Origin of the sequence: Rhizobium sp. NPDC090275, assembly GCF_044772225.1 — a bacterium.
In the GTDB taxonomy this organism is placed as follows: domain Bacteria; phylum Pseudomonadota; class Alphaproteobacteria; order Rhizobiales; family Rhizobiaceae; genus Rhizobium.
On record NZ_JBIVYL010000016.1, the window covers coordinates 12446 to 31137 of the forward strand.

Genomic DNA, 18692 nt, shown 5'->3' on the forward strand with positions numbered 1-18692 from the left:
TAATCACATGGCGGAAGCGGCGAAATTGCCATCGTAGGCGGCTTTGACGAGACGTTTCATGGCGTCGAGATCAAAGGGCCTTGGATTGTTCTTGATCAGCCTGTCAATGTTGAAGGCCTGCTCGGCCGTCCAGTCCAGCTTGTCTGCTGCGAGCCCTAGATCGGCGAGCGTTGCAGTAATGCCGATCGCCGCGAAAAGCCTGCGGATTTTCTCGATAGCTGCCACCGCGAGCTGCCTCTCGTCGAGACCCGGCGTCCCCAAACCAAGCGCCGCTCCGATCTGCGACATTTCGGTAACTGAAGCTGAAAGGTTGTAGTTCATGACGTAAGGCATCATTGTCGCGACGCCGAGACCATGGGCCGTATGCGTCAAAGCGCCAGCCGGGTACTGAACGGCGTGGGCCGCGGCCGTGCCCGCTGTCCCAAACGCGCAGCCTGCAGCAAGTGCACCCATCATTACGTCGGCGCGCGCATCTTCATCCGAACCGTCCTTGCAGGCTTTCTCGAGGCTTCGACCAAGAAGCTTGATCGCTAGCAGCGCGAAGTGGTCGGTCAACGCGCTCTTGCCGATGAAGACGTGCTTCTGAGCCAAGGAATGATCAACGCCGCGACGCGCGGCCGTGAAGGCCTCAATCGCATGGGTGAGGGCGTCGGCGCCTGCAACGGCAGTCAAGCCTGGTGGGCACGTCATCGTCAGCTCGGGATCGCATATCGCGGCTGTTGCTATCAGATAAGGGCTAGATATCCCGACCTTCAAAGTGCGCTCGGAATCTGAAATTACCGCAACAGGGGTAACCTCCGAACCCGTACCCGCCGTTGTCGGGACAGCAAGGACGGGGATTATCGGGCTTGGCACCTTGTATTCGCCATAGTAGTCCTTGAGCTGGCCACCGTGAGTCAACAGGAGTGCTGCGCACTTGGCCATATCCAAACAACTTCCACCACCGATGCCGATCACCATCTCTGGATCGAACGTCCTGGCGTCCTCTACGCAGACCGAGACACTGTCGGCTGGCACGTCGGGCTGTACTCCGTCGTAGATCAGAACGGCTACGGAGGCTGCTTCAAGCGCGCTCACGAGTTCGGCGAATACGGATGTCGCCGCGAACCTCTCGTCCGTGCATACCAGGGCTCTCCTTCCGAGCCTTGCCGCGACAGTTGCCAGGGCATGGCGCTGTCCTTTGCCGAACAAGATTTCCTGGGGAAGCCGTAGAGCGGCGAAGAGGGTCATTGTCCATGTCCTTTGACAAGCGGTTTGCTACTGTAAGAAAGGGCGTTGAGTTCGTCCCAAAGTCGCGGCGAAATCGCTATGCCGGACGAAAGGGCTTCTTCACGTCGTGCCAATGCGCCGTCCCCTGGGACAGTTACCGGACGAGCCGGATCAGCTGGCAGCGAGTTGCGAACGCCGTTGAGATAGATGCTGAAACTGGCGAGCATCTCGGGTTGCTCGCCAATATCAATAGCAATGAGGACGTCACCCTTGTTGCATAAAGCGTTGGCGTCGAGCGTTCCTCGAACGTTGGGCGCAAGAGCAGATTTGGCGACAGATGCGACCATCAGTTCCAGCGCCATACCCAGTGCATAGCCCTTGGCCTCCCCGAACGGGGCGATTGATCCTTTCGTGGCCGCGGTAGCGTCGGTCGTCGATCTCCCGTCGGCGTCTCGCGCCCAGCCCCTTGGTATTGGAGAGCCGTTGGCGGCATGGTGGTGTATCTTGCCCATCGAAACGATGCCGGTTGCAAGGTCGATCACCATCGGCCGATCCGCGGTCGGTATGGCGATCGCAAGCGGGTTTGTCCCCAAAAGCGCCTGCGTCCCGCCGTAGGGGTGAACCAGCGCCTCGCTCGAAGACATGGCAAGCCCTATCAGACCTTTGTCGGCCAGACGTTCGACATAGTAGGCAAGCATTCCAAGATGGTTTGAGTTGCAGATTCCAGCAACCGCGACACCAGCCTGACGGGTTCGGTCTGCCAGGCGCTCAAGCGCAGCGCAGGCCACCACTGGGCCAAGCCCCTTCATGCCATCGACTTCCAGGAAGGACGACGACCGCCAATGCGAACGGCCTGCGGAAGCCGGGTCAATTAGGGTGCGCTCGATGCGTGCAAGGATGCGGGGAAGGCGCTGTAGGCCGTGCGATGGATGGCCTTTCAACTCGCCTTCGACTAGCAAGCGTGCCTGTAAGCGCGCGTGTTCTAAGGGGGTGCCTCGCTCCTCTAAAAGGCGCGTCGCTAGGCAAAAAGCACTCTCTTGATCGACCCTCACTTTGGCTCCAATATAAAATCCTATAGGATATGGGATTGCATATCGGCGAGCATCATGTTAGCGATTGATCATGTCAAGAGGCAAAAACATGCAACTGAAAATTCCCGCGGTGACACCTTACGCATTCGATACGAGTGGTTTTATCCCGCGCGCTAACAGCCTCGCTGACAGCGTTTACGAAGCGATATTCGCTCAGTTGATGACGTTAAAGATTCCGCCTGGCACACGCATCACGGTGGATAATCTCGTTCGCGAACTCAACGTGTCGCAGACACCGATCCGCGAAGCGCTCGGACGCCTAGAAGGCGAAGGTCTCGTCGTTAAGACCCACCTTATCGGCTTCAGCGCCGCTCCGCAGATTACCCGTCGACGCTTTGACGAGCTGTATCAGCTTCGCCTGTTGCTAGAGCCCGACAGCGCCGCCAGGGCCGCGATCGCCATGGACGACGTCAAGCTTTCGGCCTTGCGGGCCGCTGCTGGGCTGATGGGTCGCCGCGAAGGCGGCGATGAACGTTTGCGCTATTCGACCTTCGCACGACAGGACGCGATGTTTCACGACAAGATTCTCGAGATCGCAGGCAACGAACTCATTCGCGAGGCCCTGAACCATCAGCACACGCACTTTCATATATTCAGGTTGATGTTCCATTCGCGGGTGACAGAAGAAGCGTTGGACGAACACGAGGCGCTTCTGGCGGCGCTGGAAGCTGGCGATGGCCCGGCCGCGGAGCGGGCAATGCGTGTGCATCTTGAGCATTCACGTGACCGGCTCCTGCCGGCTTTCGACTAAGGGTGACGGAATGTCCAACGTCGCGAGCATCGGCAGAGCGGGTACGCAAGACGTGAAGGAGGCCATCCAACCCGTTCGGCAACACGTACTGCGCGCAAAAGGCCTATCGAAACAGTATGGCCCCGTCACTGTTCTGTCTGATATCACGCTCGATATTCTGCCCGGAGAAATTCACGCTATCATCGGGGAAAACGGTGCCGGCAAATCAACCTTTATGCGGTTGCTGTCAGGCTATGCCGAGCCGTCGGCTGGGTCACTATCGATGGCTGATGTTGACGTCAAGTTTGATAAGCCCGAACGCGCCCAAGATGCGGGTATCGTGCTTGTCCATCAGGAGATACTGCTCGCAGAGGCTCTAACTGTCGCCGAAAATGTGTTTCTCGGTAGAGAGCTGATGCGAAATGGTACCGTCGACGACAAAACCATGCGACGTCTTACTCGAGAGAAGCTTGCGGAGCTTGGCTGCGTTGTGTCACCGAACGCGCTTGTTCGCAACATTTCGCTGGCCGACCGTCAGCTGGTCCAGATCGCCCGAGCCCTACTGGATGACTACAAGCTTGTCATCTTTGACGAACCCACTGCCGTTTTAACTGGCGAGGAAGTCGAGCGGCTCCTTGCCATCATCCTTCGCTTGAAGGAGCAGCGGACCGCAGTCCTCTACATCAGCCACCGGCTCGATGAAGTGCAACGTATTGCCGATAAAGTCACGGTGCTGCGTGACGGCAAGATGATCGGAACCTATCCCGGACACACGCTCAGTCAGATGGACATGGCGCGGCACATGGTTGGCCGCGACCTTGCCGCGCTCTACCCGCCGAAGAGAGCGGATGTTGCGCCCAAGACGACGCTGTCAGTCCGCAATCTCACCGTGCCCGGCTTCGCAAAAGACGTTTCGTTCGACGTCCGTCAATCGGAAATCCTTGGCTTCGCAGGGATGATCGGTGCCGGCCGCACGGAACTCTTCGAGGGCATAATGGGGCTTCGTCCTGCGACCGGTACTGTCGAACTGCTTGGCAAGGCAATCAACATCCACACGCCCAGGGCAGCCCTCGACGCCGGTATCGGTTATCTAACCGAGGACCGTAAGGGCAAGGGCCTTCTCCTGCAGGAACGGCTTGCTCCGAACCTCACCTTGTCGGCGCTGGGACGCTTTCATCCCGGACTGCTCATGCGCCGCAAGCGCGAACAGATGGCACTGACGCAAGCCGTCGATCAATATGACATCCGGCTCAAAACCCTTGGCGTGAAAGCAGGCCAGCTCTCAGGTGGCAATCAACAGAAGCTGCTGCTTGCGAAGGTGTTGCTCACCACGCCGTCGGTCGTTGTCATCGACGAGCCGACCCGCGGGATCGACATCGCCAACAAGGCGCAAATTTACGCATTCATTCAGCAACTCGTGTCGGAGGGGAAGACCTGCATCGTCATCTCCTCGGAGATGCAGGAGCTGATCGGCATCTGCGACCGAATACTGGTGATGCGTGAGGGGCGTATCGCTGGGGAAGTCTCAGGCGAGGCGATGACGGAACATAATGTCGCGCTCATGGCGACGAGCCACGCGGCTGGAAGCAATGAGGGAGGAAGAAGATGACGGTGATTACGGGTTCCACTGTGGTCAGGCCGGAACGTGATTGGAATATTGGCTGGTCGGATGTCGGTCCCTTTATCGCGCTTGCCGCGCTCATGGTGATCGGCTTTGCTATCAATCAGGATTTTCTCTCAGCCACCAACCTCGGCAACGTTATTACCCGAAGCGCCTTTATCGCGATCATCGCAGTCGGCGCGACGTTCGTCATTTCATCCGGCGGCCTCGATCTTTCCGTGGGCTCCATGGCGGCGTTCATCACGGGTATCACCATCATGTTCATGAACAGGATGGCTCCGGAATGGGGCGTGGCGGCAATTCCCGCCGGGATGCTGGTGGCTGTCGCCGTTGGCTTGTTCTGTGGTCTGATGAACGGGATTATCGTCACGGTCGGCAAAATCGAACCCTTCATCGCTACTCTCGGCACGATGGGCATATTTCGGGCACTGATCACCTACATGTCGGATGGCGGCACGATCCCTATCGATCGTGGCCTGCGTGATGCCTATCGACCGGTTTATTTCGGTACCATTGCGGGGATACCGTTTCCGATCCTGATTTCGATCGCGGTCGCAGCCGTTGCGTCCTTCATACTTTATAAAATGAAATACGGGCGTAAATGCGCAGCCGTTGGAGCCAATGAAGACGTCGCCCGCTACTCCGGCGTTTCGATCATCAAGACCCGTACGATCGCCTATGCGATCCAAGGTGCCTGCGTTGCGATCGCTGCGATCTGCTATGTGCCGCGGCTCGGTGCGGCCACGCCAACCACGGGCGTTCTCTGGGAGCTCCAGGTAATCACTGCGGTGGTCATCGGTGGGACGGCGTTGCGCGGTGGGAAGGGACACGTGTGGGGAACGGTGGCGGGCGCGGTCATTCTTGAGCTCATCGCAAACCTCATGGTTCTTTCCGACTTCGTTTCGGAATACCTCGTGGCGGGCGTCCAGGGTGTGATCATCATCATCGCCATGCTCATTCAAAGGTTCTCGAAATAATCCGTGTCAGGACCACACGGGTTCACGATCTTAGGTCCAAATTCTGGGAGGAATGGAATGTCTACTACAAAATGGATCGCGGCTGCAGCCGTGAGTACGATGCTGATTGCGGGCCACGCGCTCGCTGAGGAGAAGAAGGTTGTCGCGGTATCGATCCCGGCAGCCGACCATGGTTGGACAGCGGGCATCGTGTATCACGCTCAGGCCGCCGCCAAGGAGATCAATGCCGCGTTTCCGAATGTCGAGGTCGTCGTCAAGACCTCACCGTCGGCAACGGCTCAAGTCAGTGCCCTTGAAGACCTGTCCGCGGGTCGTAAGCTCGACGCACTGGTCATTCTGCCATACACGTCCGAAGAGCTGACAACTCCGGTCAAGGCCGTAAAAGATGCCGGTACGTTCATCACCGTGGTAGACCGTGGCCTCAACGATGCGACGATCCAAGACCTTTATCTCGCAGGCGACAACATCGCGGTTGGTCGCAACACAGCGAAGTTCATGATCGACAAGCTGGGCGGCAAGGGCAATTTGGTTGTTCTGCGCGGCATTCCGACCGTCATTGACGACGAACGAATTCAGGGTTTCCAGGACGCTATCAAAGGTACTGACCTCAAGGTTCTGGACATCCAGTATGCGAACTGGAACAGTGACGAAGCTTTCAAACTGATGCAGGACTACCTTGCTAAGCACCCTCAGATCGATGCCGTATGGGCCAACGACGACGATATGCTGCTTGGCGTTCTTGAGGCCGTGAAAGAGTCCGGTCGCAAGGACATCAAGCTAGCGCTCGGCGGTAACGGCATGAAGGATATTGTCAAGAAGGTTATCGATGGGGACGCGATGACGCCTGTCGAAACGCCTTATCCGCCTGCAATGATCAAGACCGCGATCTACATGACCGTCGCGAATTTAGTGGGTCAGGCGCCCGTTCGCGGAACCGTCAAGCTCGACGCTCCGCTCATCACTCAGGAAAACGCCAAGGAATATTATTTCCCTGATTCTCCGTTCTGATCACCAACGTCAACCGGGGCGGCGGGAGCCGCCCCATAGCATGAGAAAAGAGGAGCAAATCATGCCAGGCAAAAAGATATTGATGCTGACAGGCGAGTTCACCGAGGAATACGAGATTTTCGTCTATCAGCAGGCGATGGAAGCGGTCGGCCATACAGTGCACGTTGTTTGCCCGGACAAGAAGGCGGGAGATCTGATCAAGACGTCGCTGCACGACTTTGAGGGCGACCAGACCTACACCGAGAAGCTCGGCCACTTTTTCACGATCAACAAGACGTTCTCGGAAGCCGAGGCGCAGCTTGATCAGTATCACGCTGTCTACGCGGCCGGCGGACGTGGTCCCGAGTACATCCGAACCGATAAACGCGTCCAGGCGATGGTTCGCCATTTCCACGAAACACGCAAGCCTATCTTCACGATCTGCCACGGGGTTCAGATATTGATCGCCGTCGACGGTGTCGTGCGTGGCAAGCGTGTCGGCGCGCTTGGCGCGTGCGAACCTGAGGTCACGCTTGCTGGCGGTACATACGTGGACCTGTCGCCGACCGAGGCACTCGTTGATGGAACCATGGTTTCGGCAAAAGGGTGGACTGCACTAGCGGCGTTCATCAGGGAATGCTTGAAGGTCTTGGGAACGGAGATCCACCATCGCGAGGACGTCGCCCAGGCCGCGGAATAGTCCGCGGGATTGGGTGTGCCTACCGTTCGCAAATCGAGGCCGCCTTCATGGGCGGCCAAGAACTTTACGCCCCCGTTATTCGGCTGGCCGCAAGGAAGTGTTGAAATCAGCGCGCGTGAAGCATGCATGCCATGAGATCAAGCAAGAACTCCCGCGCCCGGCTCGCCACACCTTTAAGAACCGCGTTGATGTATCCCGCACGCACGCCGCTGAGAATGACGTGGTTCTCGAAGGAGGGGCGCTCTTTTGGCGATGGCGATACGAGCGTCAAGATGGCGCAAGAACATGGCCGAACTGACGCCCCATTGCTCCGTCGAAAGATGAGAGGCGCCAAAAGCCTGCGAAAAGACTATGTGATGATGATAGAACCGCCGTCTCGTTATAGGCTTAGATCCCAACCTGGATCGCCTTATCTTTCTATGGTCTTTTGGAGGCTGGCGGGGGCTTTTTCAGACGTAGCCTTGATGCTCGCCGAATGGAACATTTTCACTGAGGTTCCCCTTGCCAATTCGCTCGCTTTCGCCTGACAGATGACTGTCTGACTGCTCGGGCTCTCGAGCTTGGTCTTCAGGTGGAAGATGTGGCAAATGGCCTGATGGTAATTCCTCATCCCCGAGCTTTTGTTGGCGACCCTCGTTGTTTTTTTGCTCCAAGCTGGCAGTGATCGCAGATTGTCTCTCAGCTGCCCATGCTACATCCGGTTCCGCGAGCGAGATACTGCGATCGACCCGTGTCGGGTTTGACGATGCGGTGGACGATACTGGGGAAAGCCGCTCAACCATTTGGATTTTCCTTGCTCAAGATCTCAGGTAGTGAATGCGCCGCGAACCGCAAGCCCACAAGTATACAAACGTATGATTGGCCGGTTCAGGCGCTGACATTTTAGGATGCTCAGGCAATTCGCATTGAAAGCGTGGTATGCCCGAGATTACATCGCGACGCGCGGTGGTGTCGGCATATGAGACCGCGTTCACGGGAACCGAAGAGGGGATCGGTGGCCGGCTCAAGCGGATCGGTGTCAAAGGAAGGGCCAGACTGCGACCACGTGGTGGACGTTCGTGGCTCCCAGTAGGTGTTCGACACGGTCCACAAGGTCGCAGGCAGTCAGAGGTCCGCTGATTGTGATGCTCGATCAAGCCGACAGTGTCGACGGAAGTTCTTTAGCCCGGCTGCTTGAAAGCGCCGCTCGAGTGATGTCTTCAAAATCAACGTAAAGGCGACCGCGGTGCTTCGGGAGGCGGCCGGGCCTACTTGCGGTGTGCCTACGATCTCAACATTCACAATGAAAAGCGCGCCAGAAGGTAGTCTGGGTAGGCGCTAGACCGCTCAGCAATTTTCGCAAGTTCGTCCTCGCTCTGGCCAGCCAGGATACCCGTTCCCACTAGGACTGAGCCTAGACCCGCGGTGTTCGCTCCAAGGATGTCGTGCTCAATGCTGTCTCCGATACAGACAACACGGTTCTGCTCATCTATTGCCGCTGCTTTGAGGGCATACTCGTAGATTTCGGGAAACGGCTTTCCAACCCAGCGCACGCTCCCGCCGAGTTCCTCGTAGAGTTTTGCAATGCTTCCGGCTCCCGGCGCGATCCGGCCCTCATGGAGCTTGTGGATGTCTGGATTGGTGCAGAAGCATGGGATGCCGTTTACCGCGGCTGGGAGCAGCATCTTCCGATACTCATCCATTGGGATCCGCTCGGCCTCACTGCCCGAAATGATAACGATATCAGCGCCGCGCGAGGCACCGGTGGACGCAAGCCCGAGACGATCCGCTAGGTCGGTGTCTCCCCCGCTGGAAATCGTGAAACACCGTGCGGATTTCGCGACACCTGATCCCTGTTTTGAGAGGAGGTCAAACGCGACATCGCCGGAGGTCACGAAGCGTTCGAAGCTTTCCGCCGGAAAGCCAAGTCTAACCAGTCTTTCGCTGTTGTAATTTCCGCTCCGACCGGAGTTCGAAAGAACGATCGCGCGCTTTCCTTGCGAGGCAAGCCACGACAATGCTTTGACAGCCCCTTCATAAGGCCCGATGTCGTCGCGCAGGACGCCAAACTGATCAATCAGAAATACGTCGTACGTTCGCGTCAATGCCGCAAGGTCGGTTTTTGTCGGGTTAAACATGCTCGCTCCTATTGGCTAGAACAAGGGTAGCAGTCCCGACAGCGGCCTCGACCGATTTCGCTGGTAGTGGCTCGAGCCCCATCGCTCGGGCTCTCATTGCCGTCCAGGCAGGGTTTTGTGCGCCGCCGCCCACCGTGCGCAGCGTCCTTAGGGCGGGGGAACCAAGTTCACGCAAGCGATCGTAACCCAGGCGCTCTATCTCGGTCATCCCCTCCAGGAGACCTTGGAAAAACGCCGCGTCGTTTGCGGGTCGCGGCTCAAGGCGCGGGAGATAGTGCGGATCATTGATTGGAAAACGCTCACCCGGCCTAAGGAGCGGGTAAAATCCCAAACCGAGCGGTTGATTAGGGTCAATCGCGGTCGTCAGGGCCGTCAGCCGGTCGTCACCTATCAACGCACGCAGTACGTTTCCACCACTGTTCGATGCGCCGCCCGCCAGCCAGAAATTGCCCACACGGTGTGAATAGACCCCGAACTCTGGCGCATTGATCGGTTGATCGGACGCTAACTTCAATACGATCGTCGAACCAAGAGCGGTGACCGCATCCCCGACGGCTGAAGCGCCGGTAGCCAGGAAGGATGCACATCCATCGGTGGTGCCTGCATGGTACCATGCCGAAGCGGGGATACCCAGTTGACTGAGATATCCTGATATTTGGGCAATTCGCGCGCCGGCACGGTAAACCCTCGGCAAGATCGCGATGTTCATGCCCGCCGCTTCAATCCACGCCGGCCAGGTCTGGCTTTCGAGATCAAAACCTGATTTGAGCGCGTTGTTTTCATCACTGGGCCGACCTGGGCATCCCAGCTTCATGAGGATCCAGTCCGCCTGATGCACGATGGCGTCAACATCGCGGTCACGGGACAGGTAAATAGCGCGCGCCAAGCCTGAGTTCGCGCCGACGGCCGTTGCGCCGTCGGGAGCATGTCGCGATATACTTGCCACGATGGCCGCATCGGGGCACGGCTCGTTGTACATCAGCACTGATCCGGTGGCTTCGCCCGAAGCGCTTAGCGACAAGATCGTTCCAGACGTCCCGTCGACGGCGACGCCCTCGACCGCTCGAAGGTCGATTGCCGCGGCGAGTTGTTCCATCGCTTCTTTCACTCGCCGCCACCAAGCCGCAGGGTCACGCAGTTCGTCATTGGACCTAAACGGCGATGCGGCAAACGCTACTGGAGTGCCGTCAACGTCGATGGCGGCCGCGCGAGCGCCCGATGTTCCAATATCAATTCCAATGGCGACCGCTGATCCAGCATTTTTGGTCACGCTGTTTGCCTCGCCGATCCACGATCGAGCGCCTGTCGATATTGCTCGGCCTCCCAGTTCATCAGCTCGTATTCGTCGCTTTCGGACAGGTAGACGACTTTGCTTTCAGCGGGGATGCGGCCGACAACCTCGGCCAGGCACCGCGCCATCACTTCACCGCCAGCTGTCAATGCGCTCGAAAGCAGAATGCCTTTGTCTGGGACAATCAGCATCTTCGGCACTTCTCGACCCTCATTGTGCGAGGCTGCTTGGAAATCCGCGGCACTTTGGCCTTCCCGCAACACGCCGATCTCGGTTCCGAGGAAGATCACGTGGTCGGGATACAGGGATCCTCCCAAGGCGATTGCCCGGTTCACTTCGGACAATGCGACCTTATGACTGTCGTGGTCTCGCGCGGGATGGAATCCAGATCCTTTGGCAATAGCGTCGAGTGCCGCAAGATCGGGGCCGATCGTCTCGCGCGTGCCTCGCGCCAGAGCCTTCGTCACGCGTTCGATCTTGTCCGCAACGTCTTCGACGGTGTTACCACATACAATGATACCGTGATTGAACAGGATCAAAACATCCGGTCGAGACGCAGCCGCTTTTTCGATCTCCCTCGCCAACGGCGTTCCCGGACGTCGGTAGGGGATGGTGACCCATGTGAGGTCCGCAACGGTCCGCATTCGATCAGCCAACTCTTGGTCGCGGTTTTCAAGCACCGAAAGCGCAATCGCGTTAACGCAGTGATAGTGAGCAATGACGGGGCTTTTAAGCGCCGCGTGGAAGCTTGTCTCGATGGACGGCCTGAGCCCGCTCGAGTTCAGTTCGCTTACTATGAAATCCGTTGATTTTTCCGCCCGAGGATCTTCCGCCCGTAGCGCGCGCACGAGTGGTTCGACAACCACCGGAACCATAATGTCCTCGGCCTGCGCTTTGGCAAGCCAAGTGCCAGACGCCTTCACCCACATGACGCCATCATCCTTGATGGAGGTGTTTCCACCCGCGCCTTGGGTCTTGAGGATGTCGCTACCGATCTCGCTGGAAAGCCGGAGGAACCCCTTGAACAGGTCCGTTCCTCTTAGGTCTGGTTGATCCATGAATGTCTCCTCCTGACGATTGTCGCCCAATGATGAGCGAACTCCGGCCCACCATATAAATGTGATCGAATATCGTCAACGATGAAGATTTTACATCTTCCGATGTTGCGGTGGATGATTGTCTGTGATTATAGTTCATCAAAGACGTTGGGGAGAAACGTCAGTGGAGGCATTGAGTTGAACGATTCCGATCGCCATCGCCTGATCACGGAGATGCTTCTAGAAAGGCCGTTCGCATCCGTGCGCGACCTGCAGGAGCGGCTCGGTGTTTCTCCCGCGACAATCAGGCGCGACATCGACAAGCTCGATGAAATCGGCGTTGCACGCAAAGTATATGGTGGTATATCCGCAAACGAGTCGGCTCTTTCTGGCCGACTGTCGGCGAGGCCATATGATGAAAACCGCGACATCGCGGTTGATGCCAAGCGCGCTATCGCGGAGAAAGCCGCAGGCCTCGTGCGGGACGGGGATGCAATCATCGTTCACGCGGGCTCGACATGTTACCAGTTGGGACTGCATTTGGCCCGGCGCAACGTCCGCCTTTACACCAATTCCATGCCTCTTGCCGCCTATCTCGGCGAGCACGGCACCTGCAGCCTCATTGTGGCTGGCGGCGTTCTGTACAGAGAGCCTGGTATCATCCACGATGCGTCGGCTGGCGCGCCGGACTTCTTCGCTTCCCGCTTCTTCCTCGGCACGCAGGGTATTAGCGGCGAAGGGCTTTTGGAATCGCATCCCCTCTTGACCAAGGCTATCGGCGAACTGAGCGGTTGCGCCGACGAGATCGTCTTGCTGGCGGACAGCCGGAAGCTCTCCATCCAACCTCGCAACGTTGTCCTGCCGCTCTCGCGGATAGGGACGATTGTCACTGACGACGGCCTGTCGGATGCCGGCGCGAAAATGCTTGAGGACGCGGGGATCACGATCATGATCGCAGCGGTCGGGGGGCAGGGATGACGTCTGGAAGAGCCGTGGCTGTCTTCGATTTGGGCAAGACGAACTCGAAGCTGTTCGTATTTGGCGCGGATGGGGCGATCCTCGCGCAATCGAGGACAAAACCAGTCTGGATAGAGCGCGACGGAATTCGTGTCCTCGACGATGAGGCGCTTTTTGGATGGATGACAAGTTCGCTCCTGGATGCGGTCGAAGATCATGCGGTCGGGCACGTCATGTTCTCAGGGCATGGTTGTACTTTCGCGCTCGTCGATGGTGATAAGCTGACGCATCCGATCCTCGATTACGAGCAAGAGCCACCAGCGGTGATTGCTCGGCGCATCGACATCTTGGCTCCGCCTTTCAGCGAGACCTACTCGCCCAAACTCCCTCTCGGCTTCAACTACGGCCGGCATATTCTCTGGTTGGAGGCGGCCAAGCCGGAAATCCTGGGCAAAGCCGACGCGATCCTGGCATATCCGCAATTCTGGTCCTGGAAGTTTTCCGGCAGCAAGGTGTCGGAAGTCTCCTACATCGGTTGCCACTCACATCTGTGGGCACCCCTGAAGGAAGACTTCAGCAGCCTGGTCGATCGTCAGGGCTGGCGAGAGAAGATGCCGGCCTTTACGCGCGCTGGCGCAGCGATCGGAAACTGGCAAGGCCCGCTTCGTGACGGTGACCGAGCCAACCTCCAGGTCCACAATGGCGTTCACGACAGCAATTCAGCGCTTTACCATTATCGCTCGGTCGGGTTCGACGACTTCACGCTCGTATCAACCGGTACATGGGTCGTCATCTTCAACGCGGCCTGCCCGCTGGATGCACTCGATGAGCATCGTGACATGCTGGCCAATGTTACCGTCGATGGAAAAGCCGCTCCAACGATCCGGTTCATGGGGGGAAGAGAATACGAGCTCGCGAGCGGCGGTTGGAACAAGCCCGTTGGGATCGACGCGTTGTCGCGAGTGATAAAAAAGGGCGTCTTCGGCCTGCCGTCTTTTGCCCCAGGTGGTCCGATGCAAGGCTTTAACGGCCGCTTCTCAGGGCCGCTTGTCGAGGGTGAGGAGAGGGCAGCCGCGGCACTTCTCTATGTTAGCCTGATGACTGACTTGTGCCTCGATCTGATCAGGTCGCGAAATTCGATCGTCATTGACGGCGGCCTGGTGAAGACAGGTTTGTTTCCCGAGCTTCTCGCTGAGCTCCGGCCCTCGCAGGAGGTTTACTCAAGCGCGACCGCCGAGGGAAGCGCTTTCGGGGCCGCCGCGCTCGTCTTTGAGAGCCTTGGGCAATCTCCATTCAGAAACGAAACGACACGAGCAGTATCACTGCCGCTCTTCGGCCTCGAGGCCTATCGCAAGGCTTGGCGGTCATTGATCGAGACCGAAGAGGCTGAGGTCGCGCCGCCACGCAAGGAGTTGCACGCATGACGACTGGAGGAAACATCGAGCGCGCACCTGTTCTCGAGATGCGCAATATTAGCAAGACTTTCGGGACCACCAAGGCTCTGACCAAGGTATCGCTCACGGTCTACCCGGGAGAGGTTCATGCGCTGATGGGGGAAAACGGCGCTGGTAAGTCAACCTTGATGAAGGTCCTGTCTGGCGCATACACGGCTGATCCAGGTGGGGCCGTGCTGGTCAACGGCAAGCCGATCGTGGCGGGAGATCCGATCAAGGCTAAGGCAAACGGCATCTCGGTAATCTATCAGGAGCTGTCGCTCGCCCCTAACCTCACCGTTGCCCAGAACATGTTTCTCGGAGCCGAGCCTTCGCGCTATGGGGTCGTTGACAAAGCAGAGGCACGCAGTCGTGTTGAGCCGATCCTCAAGCAGCTGGGCATTACCTTTGGGCCAGCGCAACTCGTCGCCGCCCTGTCCTTGGGTGAGCGGCAAATGGTCGAGATCGCGCGTGCCTTGACGACCAACGCGAAGATCATCGTGATGGATGAACCGACAACGTCACTCACGTCAAGGGAGACCGAACGCCTGTTCGGGGTGATCGCCGACCTGAAGGCGCGGGGAATTGCCATTATCTATATCAGCCATCGCATGGAAGAGATTTACGCGCTAGCCGACAGGGTGAGCGTACTTCGCGATAGCGCGTATGTCGGCACACTCGATCGCGCTGACCTGTCCGCCGAAAAGCTGGTGGCGATGATGGTGGGGCGCGATCTGTCCTCGTTTTACAAAAAGGAACACCGCTCGCCCCCACAGGCCGCAAAAACGGTGTTGTCCGTCAAGGACATGGGCGACGGCCGACGCGTGCATGGCTGCTCGTTTGATGCAAAGGCTGGTGAGGTCTTGGGTATTGCCGGACTTGTCGGTTCAGGTCGAACCGAACTCGCTAGGCTTATTTTCGGAGCAGACAGCAAAACATCCGGAACGGTGACCCTAGACGGGCGAACGATCGCCATCACTGGGCCACGTGACGCCATGGATGCAGGGATTGCCTACCTGACCGAAGACCGCAAGGGTCTCGGGCTCTTTCTCGACATGACGATCAACGAGAACATCAATATCGGCGTTATCGGCAAGGATGCGGCTCGGGGAGGCATACTGAACTTCGCAGCCGCCAAGGAGCGCGCCTCCCGGGCGATCAAGTCACTGTCTATTCGCACGCTGAGCGCCAGCATAAACGTCGGAGCGCTTTCGGGTGGCAATCAGCAGAAGGCGCTTATCGCGCGTCTTCTCGAGACCAAACCAAGGGTGATCATTTTCGATGAACCGACACGTGGCGTCGACGTCGGTGCAAAGTCGGAGATCTACCGGATTATCGACGAACTCGCACAAAGCGGGATCGCCATCGTGGTGATCTCGAGCGACCTGCCCGAGATCATCGGTATTGCCGACCGTGTGCTTGTCATGCGCGAAGGCTTATTCGCCGGCGAGGTGAATGCCTCGCCCGACCACCCGATAAGCCAAGAGGCCATCATGGCCTTCTCCACGGGATCGGCATCCAAGGTAGCCTGAGGCCTGAAACCATAGACGACGGGATTTTATCATGACCTCTACATCGACCGATCAAACAAACGCCAGCAAGGCAAAACTCAGGTCGACATTGACCGCGCTCGGGATGTTGCCGGTGCTGGTCATTCTTGCACTCGGCTTTCATCTTTTGAGTGGCCGTTTCCTCAGCGTCAACAACCTTTCGATTGTCACCCAGCAGGCCTCGATCAACACCGTGCTTGCAGCGGGCATGACTTTTGTCATCCTGACCGGCGGTATCGACCTGTCGGTCGGCTCGATCCTGGCCGCCTCCGCGATGGTCGGGGTCATCGTTTCGCTTTATCCCGAAATCGGGATGCTGGGTATTCCCGCGGCAATCGGCGTGGGGCTGGCGTGCGGCGTGGTCAACGGTGTCATCATATCGTTCCTCAAGCTGCCACCGTTCATCGTGACGCTCGGCTCGTTGACGGCGATGCGGGGCATAGCCCGGTTACTCGGTAACGACACGACGGTCTTCAATGCCGACCTGCCGTTCGATTTCATCGGCAACGGCTCTCTTTTCGGGATCCCTTGGCTTGCGATCATCGCGCTCGTCACCATTGTGATCTCATGGTTCATCTTGAAGCGAACCGTGCTCGGCACTTGGATTTACGCCGTGGGCGGCAATGTCGAAGCTGCGCGGTTGACGGGCATCAAGGTGCCGCTCGTTCTACTCTTCGTCTACTCGATGTCTGGTCTTCTCTCTGGCGTCGGCGGCGTAATGTCCGCGGCGCGTCTTTACGCGGCCAACGGTCTTCAGCTCGGTCAGGCTTACGAGCTAGACGCCATCGCAGCAGTTATCCTTGGCGGAACCAGCTTCGTCGGCGGCGTCGGATCGATATGGGGAACGCTGATCGGGGCTCTGATTATCGCGGTTTTGTCAAACGGTCTCATCCTCGTCGGGGTGTCCGACATCTGGCAGTACATCATCAAGGGACTTGTCATCATCGTCGCTGTGGCGCTCGACCGCTATCGGCTGAAAGGGCTTAGCCGCACATGAGGTGCGGCTCAAGAAACCGGGATTACCGGATCACGGGCGCGGGGAGCGCCAAAATGGAGGAAAGTATGCGTCTATTTTCTAAACTGCTCGTCGGTACTGCTCTTGCGGCGGCCGTTGCAATGCCCGCCTCTGCCAAGGAACTGCAAAAGATCGGTATTTCGGTCGGTCTTCTTGGAAATCCGTTCTTCGTCGCCACCATCAAGGGCATCGAAGACCGCGCCAAGGAGATCAACCCGAATGTCCAGGTGACGTCCGTCTCGGCAGACTACGACCTCAATAAGCAGGTCTCGCAAATGGATAGTTTCGTCGCCGCTGGCGTCGACATCATCATGCTGAACGCCGTCGACGCCAAGGCGATCGCGCCAGCCGTGAAGAAGGCGCAGGCCGCAGGCGTGATCGTTGCAGCATTCGACGTCTCCGCGCCAGGCGCTGACGTGACCGTCATGACGAACAACATCAAGGCAGGCGAGGAAGCCTGCAAGTACATCGTCGATAAGCTCAAGGGCAAAGGCGACGTCGTCATCATCAACGGCCCAGCATCGTCTTCGATCATCGACCGCGTTCAGGGTTGCAAAAATGTGTTGGCGCAAAGCCCGGACATCAAGATCCTGTCGGACGACCAGAACGCCCAGGGTTCGCGCGACGGCGGCCTGGCCGTCATGCAGGGCCTTCTGACACGCTTCGACAAGATCGATGCCGTCTTTGCCATCAACGACCCGACAGCGATCGGTGCGGAACTCGCTGCCAAGCAGCTCAACCGCAACGAGTTTTTCTTCACCGCCGTTGATGGCGCGCCGGATATCGAAAAGTCGCTTGCGAGCGGCAACTCGATGATCAAGGCGTCGGCATCCCAGGATCCGTACACGATGGCGGGTGACTCGCTGAAGATGGCAGTCGACCTCTTCAATGGCAAGAAGCCTGCCGAACCCACCGTCCTCCTCGATCCTCAGCTGATCACGGCCGACAACATCAAGGACTACAAGGGCTGGACCGCGGCTCGTTAAGGTCTCCTCCTCTTCCCCGTCGGGACCTTTGGGTTTCGACGGGGCTCATTCTGAAAAAAATCGGGAAATTGGTGCTATGTCCAAAATCGGTGTCCACTCGTTTGTCTGGAGTGCGGGATCTTCGAAAGATGAGATCGAGAGGACCCTTGCCCGGTCCCACGAGCTTGGTTTCAAACTTGTGGAATTCTCCTACCTCGACCCCGATGAGGTCGATGTGAAGTGGCTTGCGTCTCGTATTCGGGACCTTGGCCTGGATGTGGCTGTCAGCATGGGGCTGCCCGCGGAGGGCGACATCTCCAGCGCTGATCCTTCGATTGTTGCCAACGGCGAGGCGATCCTCGATCGTGCCGTGGCGCTCGTTCGCGACCTTGGCGGCACCAAGCTGGCGGGCATCTTGAGCTCCGCTCATGGGAAACAAGAACATTCACTGTCTCGAAAGGGGTGGGATCAAAGCGTCGCTACGCTATCGAAGGTCGCTGATCGAGCAAAGGTCGCGGGCGTGACCCTGAACCTTGAAATTGTCAATCGGTTCGAGAGCAACATGCTCAATACCGCCGCGCAGGGACTGGCCTATATCCGCGACACCGGCGCGTCCAACGTCTTCCTGCACCTGGATACGTTTCATATGAATATCGAGGAGGCGGATGTCGGTCTAGCGATCCGAAACGCAGCGGATAAGATCGGTTACGTTCATATCGGAGAAAGTCATCGCGGATATCTGGGGACCGGTAACATCGATTTTGCCTCGATCTTCGACGCTCTCGTTGCGATCGGGTGGAACGACTATGTAACCTTCGAGTCCTTTTCGACGACTATCGTGGATAAGGACCTCTCACTAAAAACCGCGATCTGGAGAAATCTCTGGGAAGACAATGTCGCGCTCGCAAAACATGCGCGTACATTTATCGAACTCGGACTGGAAACCGCGCGACTGAAGGCGGATCTGGTCACGACAGCACATGTGCCGCTCGCATAAGATGATTTCCGGCGG

General features: G+C 58.0%; 17 protein-coding genes. 11 read left to right on the plus strand and 6 right to left on the minus strand.

From position 1 onward, the window contains the following. Window positions 1–3: 3 nt before the first annotated feature. Complete coding sequence (locus ACIQUB_RS28810; protein ID WP_402934670.1) at window positions 4–1230, minus strand: iron-containing alcohol dehydrogenase; 1227 nt, start codon at window positions 1228–1230, stop codon at window positions 4–6. Continuing rightward, the gene (locus ACIQUB_RS28815) at window positions 1227–2261 is read right to left on the minus strand and encodes an Ldh family oxidoreductase (protein ID WP_402934673.1); all 1035 of its coding nucleotides are present in this window, start codon (window positions 2259–2261) and stop codon (window positions 1227–1229) included. Before ACIQUB_RS28815 ends, ACIQUB_RS28810 begins: the two co-directional genes overlap by 4 nt. A gap of 88 nt (window positions 2262–2349) precedes the next feature. On the opposite strand from ACIQUB_RS28815, the gene ACIQUB_RS28820 reads away from it, so the two are divergent. The 5 genes from ACIQUB_RS28820 (at window position 2350) to ACIQUB_RS28840 (ending at window position 7315) form a co-directional block, all read left to right on the plus strand. Next, complete coding sequence (locus ACIQUB_RS28820; protein WP_402934676.1) at window positions 2350–3051, plus strand: GntR family transcriptional regulator; 702 nt, start codon at window positions 2350–2352, stop codon at window positions 3049–3051. Window positions 3052–3061: 10 nt separating this feature from the next. Next, window positions 3062–4639 (plus strand): sugar ABC transporter ATP-binding protein, encoded by a 1578-nt coding sequence (locus ACIQUB_RS28825; protein ID WP_402934679.1) that lies wholly within the window; start codon window positions 3062–3064, stop codon window positions 4637–4639. Next, window positions 4636–5628, plus strand: coding sequence for an ABC transporter permease (locus ACIQUB_RS28830; RefSeq protein WP_402934682.1), 993 nt, complete (start codon window positions 4636–4638; stop codon window positions 5626–5628). Before ACIQUB_RS28825 ends, ACIQUB_RS28830 begins: the two co-directional genes overlap by 4 nt. A gap of 57 nt (window positions 5629–5685) precedes the next feature. After that, window positions 5686–6636, plus strand: coding sequence for a substrate-binding domain-containing protein (locus tag ACIQUB_RS28835; protein ID WP_402934684.1), 951 nt, complete (start codon window positions 5686–5688; stop codon window positions 6634–6636). Between the two features lie 61 nt (window positions 6637–6697). Further along, window positions 6698–7315, plus strand: coding sequence for a DJ-1/PfpI family protein (locus tag ACIQUB_RS28840; RefSeq protein ID WP_113237743.1), 618 nt, complete (start codon window positions 6698–6700; stop codon window positions 7313–7315). 449 nt (window positions 7316–7764) lie between these two features. Here the strand turns inward: ACIQUB_RS28840 and ACIQUB_RS28845 are convergent, their stop codons facing one another. From ACIQUB_RS28845 to ACIQUB_RS28860, 4 genes are all read right to left on the minus strand, one after another. Next, complete coding sequence (locus ACIQUB_RS28845; protein ID WP_402934687.1) at window positions 7765–8097, minus strand: hypothetical protein; 333 nt, start codon at window positions 8095–8097, stop codon at window positions 7765–7767. Between the two features lie 495 nt (window positions 8098–8592). Then, window positions 8593–9432 carry a TIGR01459 family HAD-type hydrolase gene (locus ACIQUB_RS28850; RefSeq protein WP_402934690.1) on the minus strand — a complete coding sequence of 280 codons (840 nt, stop codon included), beginning with the start codon at window positions 9430–9432 and terminating at the stop codon, window positions 8593–8595. Next, window positions 9425–10702: an FGGY-family carbohydrate kinase gene (locus tag ACIQUB_RS28855; protein WP_402934693.1), complete on the minus strand. Its 1278-nt coding sequence runs from the start codon at window positions 10700–10702 to the stop codon at window positions 9425–9427. The genes ACIQUB_RS28850 and ACIQUB_RS28855 overlap by 8 nt, the downstream gene beginning before the upstream one ends. Beyond that, a complete protein-coding gene (locus tag ACIQUB_RS28860; protein WP_402934696.1) occupies window positions 10699–11781 on the minus strand; it encodes a class II aldolase/adducin family protein in 1083 nt (360 codons plus the stop codon). Before ACIQUB_RS28860 ends, ACIQUB_RS28855 begins: the two co-directional genes overlap by 4 nt. Before the next feature lie 177 nt (window positions 11782–11958). Between ACIQUB_RS28860 and ACIQUB_RS28865 the strand changes: the two genes are divergently transcribed. The 6 genes from ACIQUB_RS28865 (at window position 11959) to ACIQUB_RS28890 (ending at window position 18677) form a co-directional block, all read left to right on the plus strand. Continuing rightward, a complete protein-coding gene (locus tag ACIQUB_RS28865; RefSeq protein ID WP_018899457.1) occupies window positions 11959–12738 on the plus strand; it encodes a DeoR/GlpR family DNA-binding transcription regulator in 780 nt (259 codons plus the stop codon). Beyond that, window positions 12735–14141: an FGGY-family carbohydrate kinase gene (locus tag ACIQUB_RS28870; protein WP_402934700.1), complete on the plus strand. Its 1407-nt coding sequence runs from the start codon at window positions 12735–12737 to the stop codon at window positions 14139–14141. Before ACIQUB_RS28865 ends, ACIQUB_RS28870 begins: the two co-directional genes overlap by 4 nt. Beyond that, window positions 14138–15682, plus strand: coding sequence for a sugar ABC transporter ATP-binding protein (locus ACIQUB_RS28875; RefSeq protein WP_402934703.1), 1545 nt, complete (start codon window positions 14138–14140; stop codon window positions 15680–15682). Before ACIQUB_RS28870 ends, ACIQUB_RS28875 begins: the two co-directional genes overlap by 4 nt. Before the next feature lie 31 nt (window positions 15683–15713). Then, window positions 15714–16697: an ABC transporter permease subunit gene (locus tag ACIQUB_RS28880; RefSeq protein WP_113237751.1), complete on the plus strand. Its 984-nt coding sequence runs from the start codon at window positions 15714–15716 to the stop codon at window positions 16695–16697. A 65-nt stretch (window positions 16698–16762) separates the two neighbouring features. After that, window positions 16763–17701, plus strand: a complete 939-nt coding sequence (locus ACIQUB_RS28885) for an ABC transporter substrate-binding protein (RefSeq protein ID WP_018899453.1) — start codon at window positions 16763–16765, stop codon at window positions 17699–17701. A gap of 76 nt (window positions 17702–17777) precedes the next feature. Beyond that, window positions 17778–18677 carry a sugar phosphate isomerase/epimerase gene (locus tag ACIQUB_RS28890; protein WP_113237753.1) on the plus strand — a complete coding sequence of 300 codons (900 nt, stop codon included), beginning with the start codon at window positions 17778–17780 and terminating at the stop codon, window positions 18675–18677. Window positions 18678–18692: the final 15 nt, after the last annotated feature.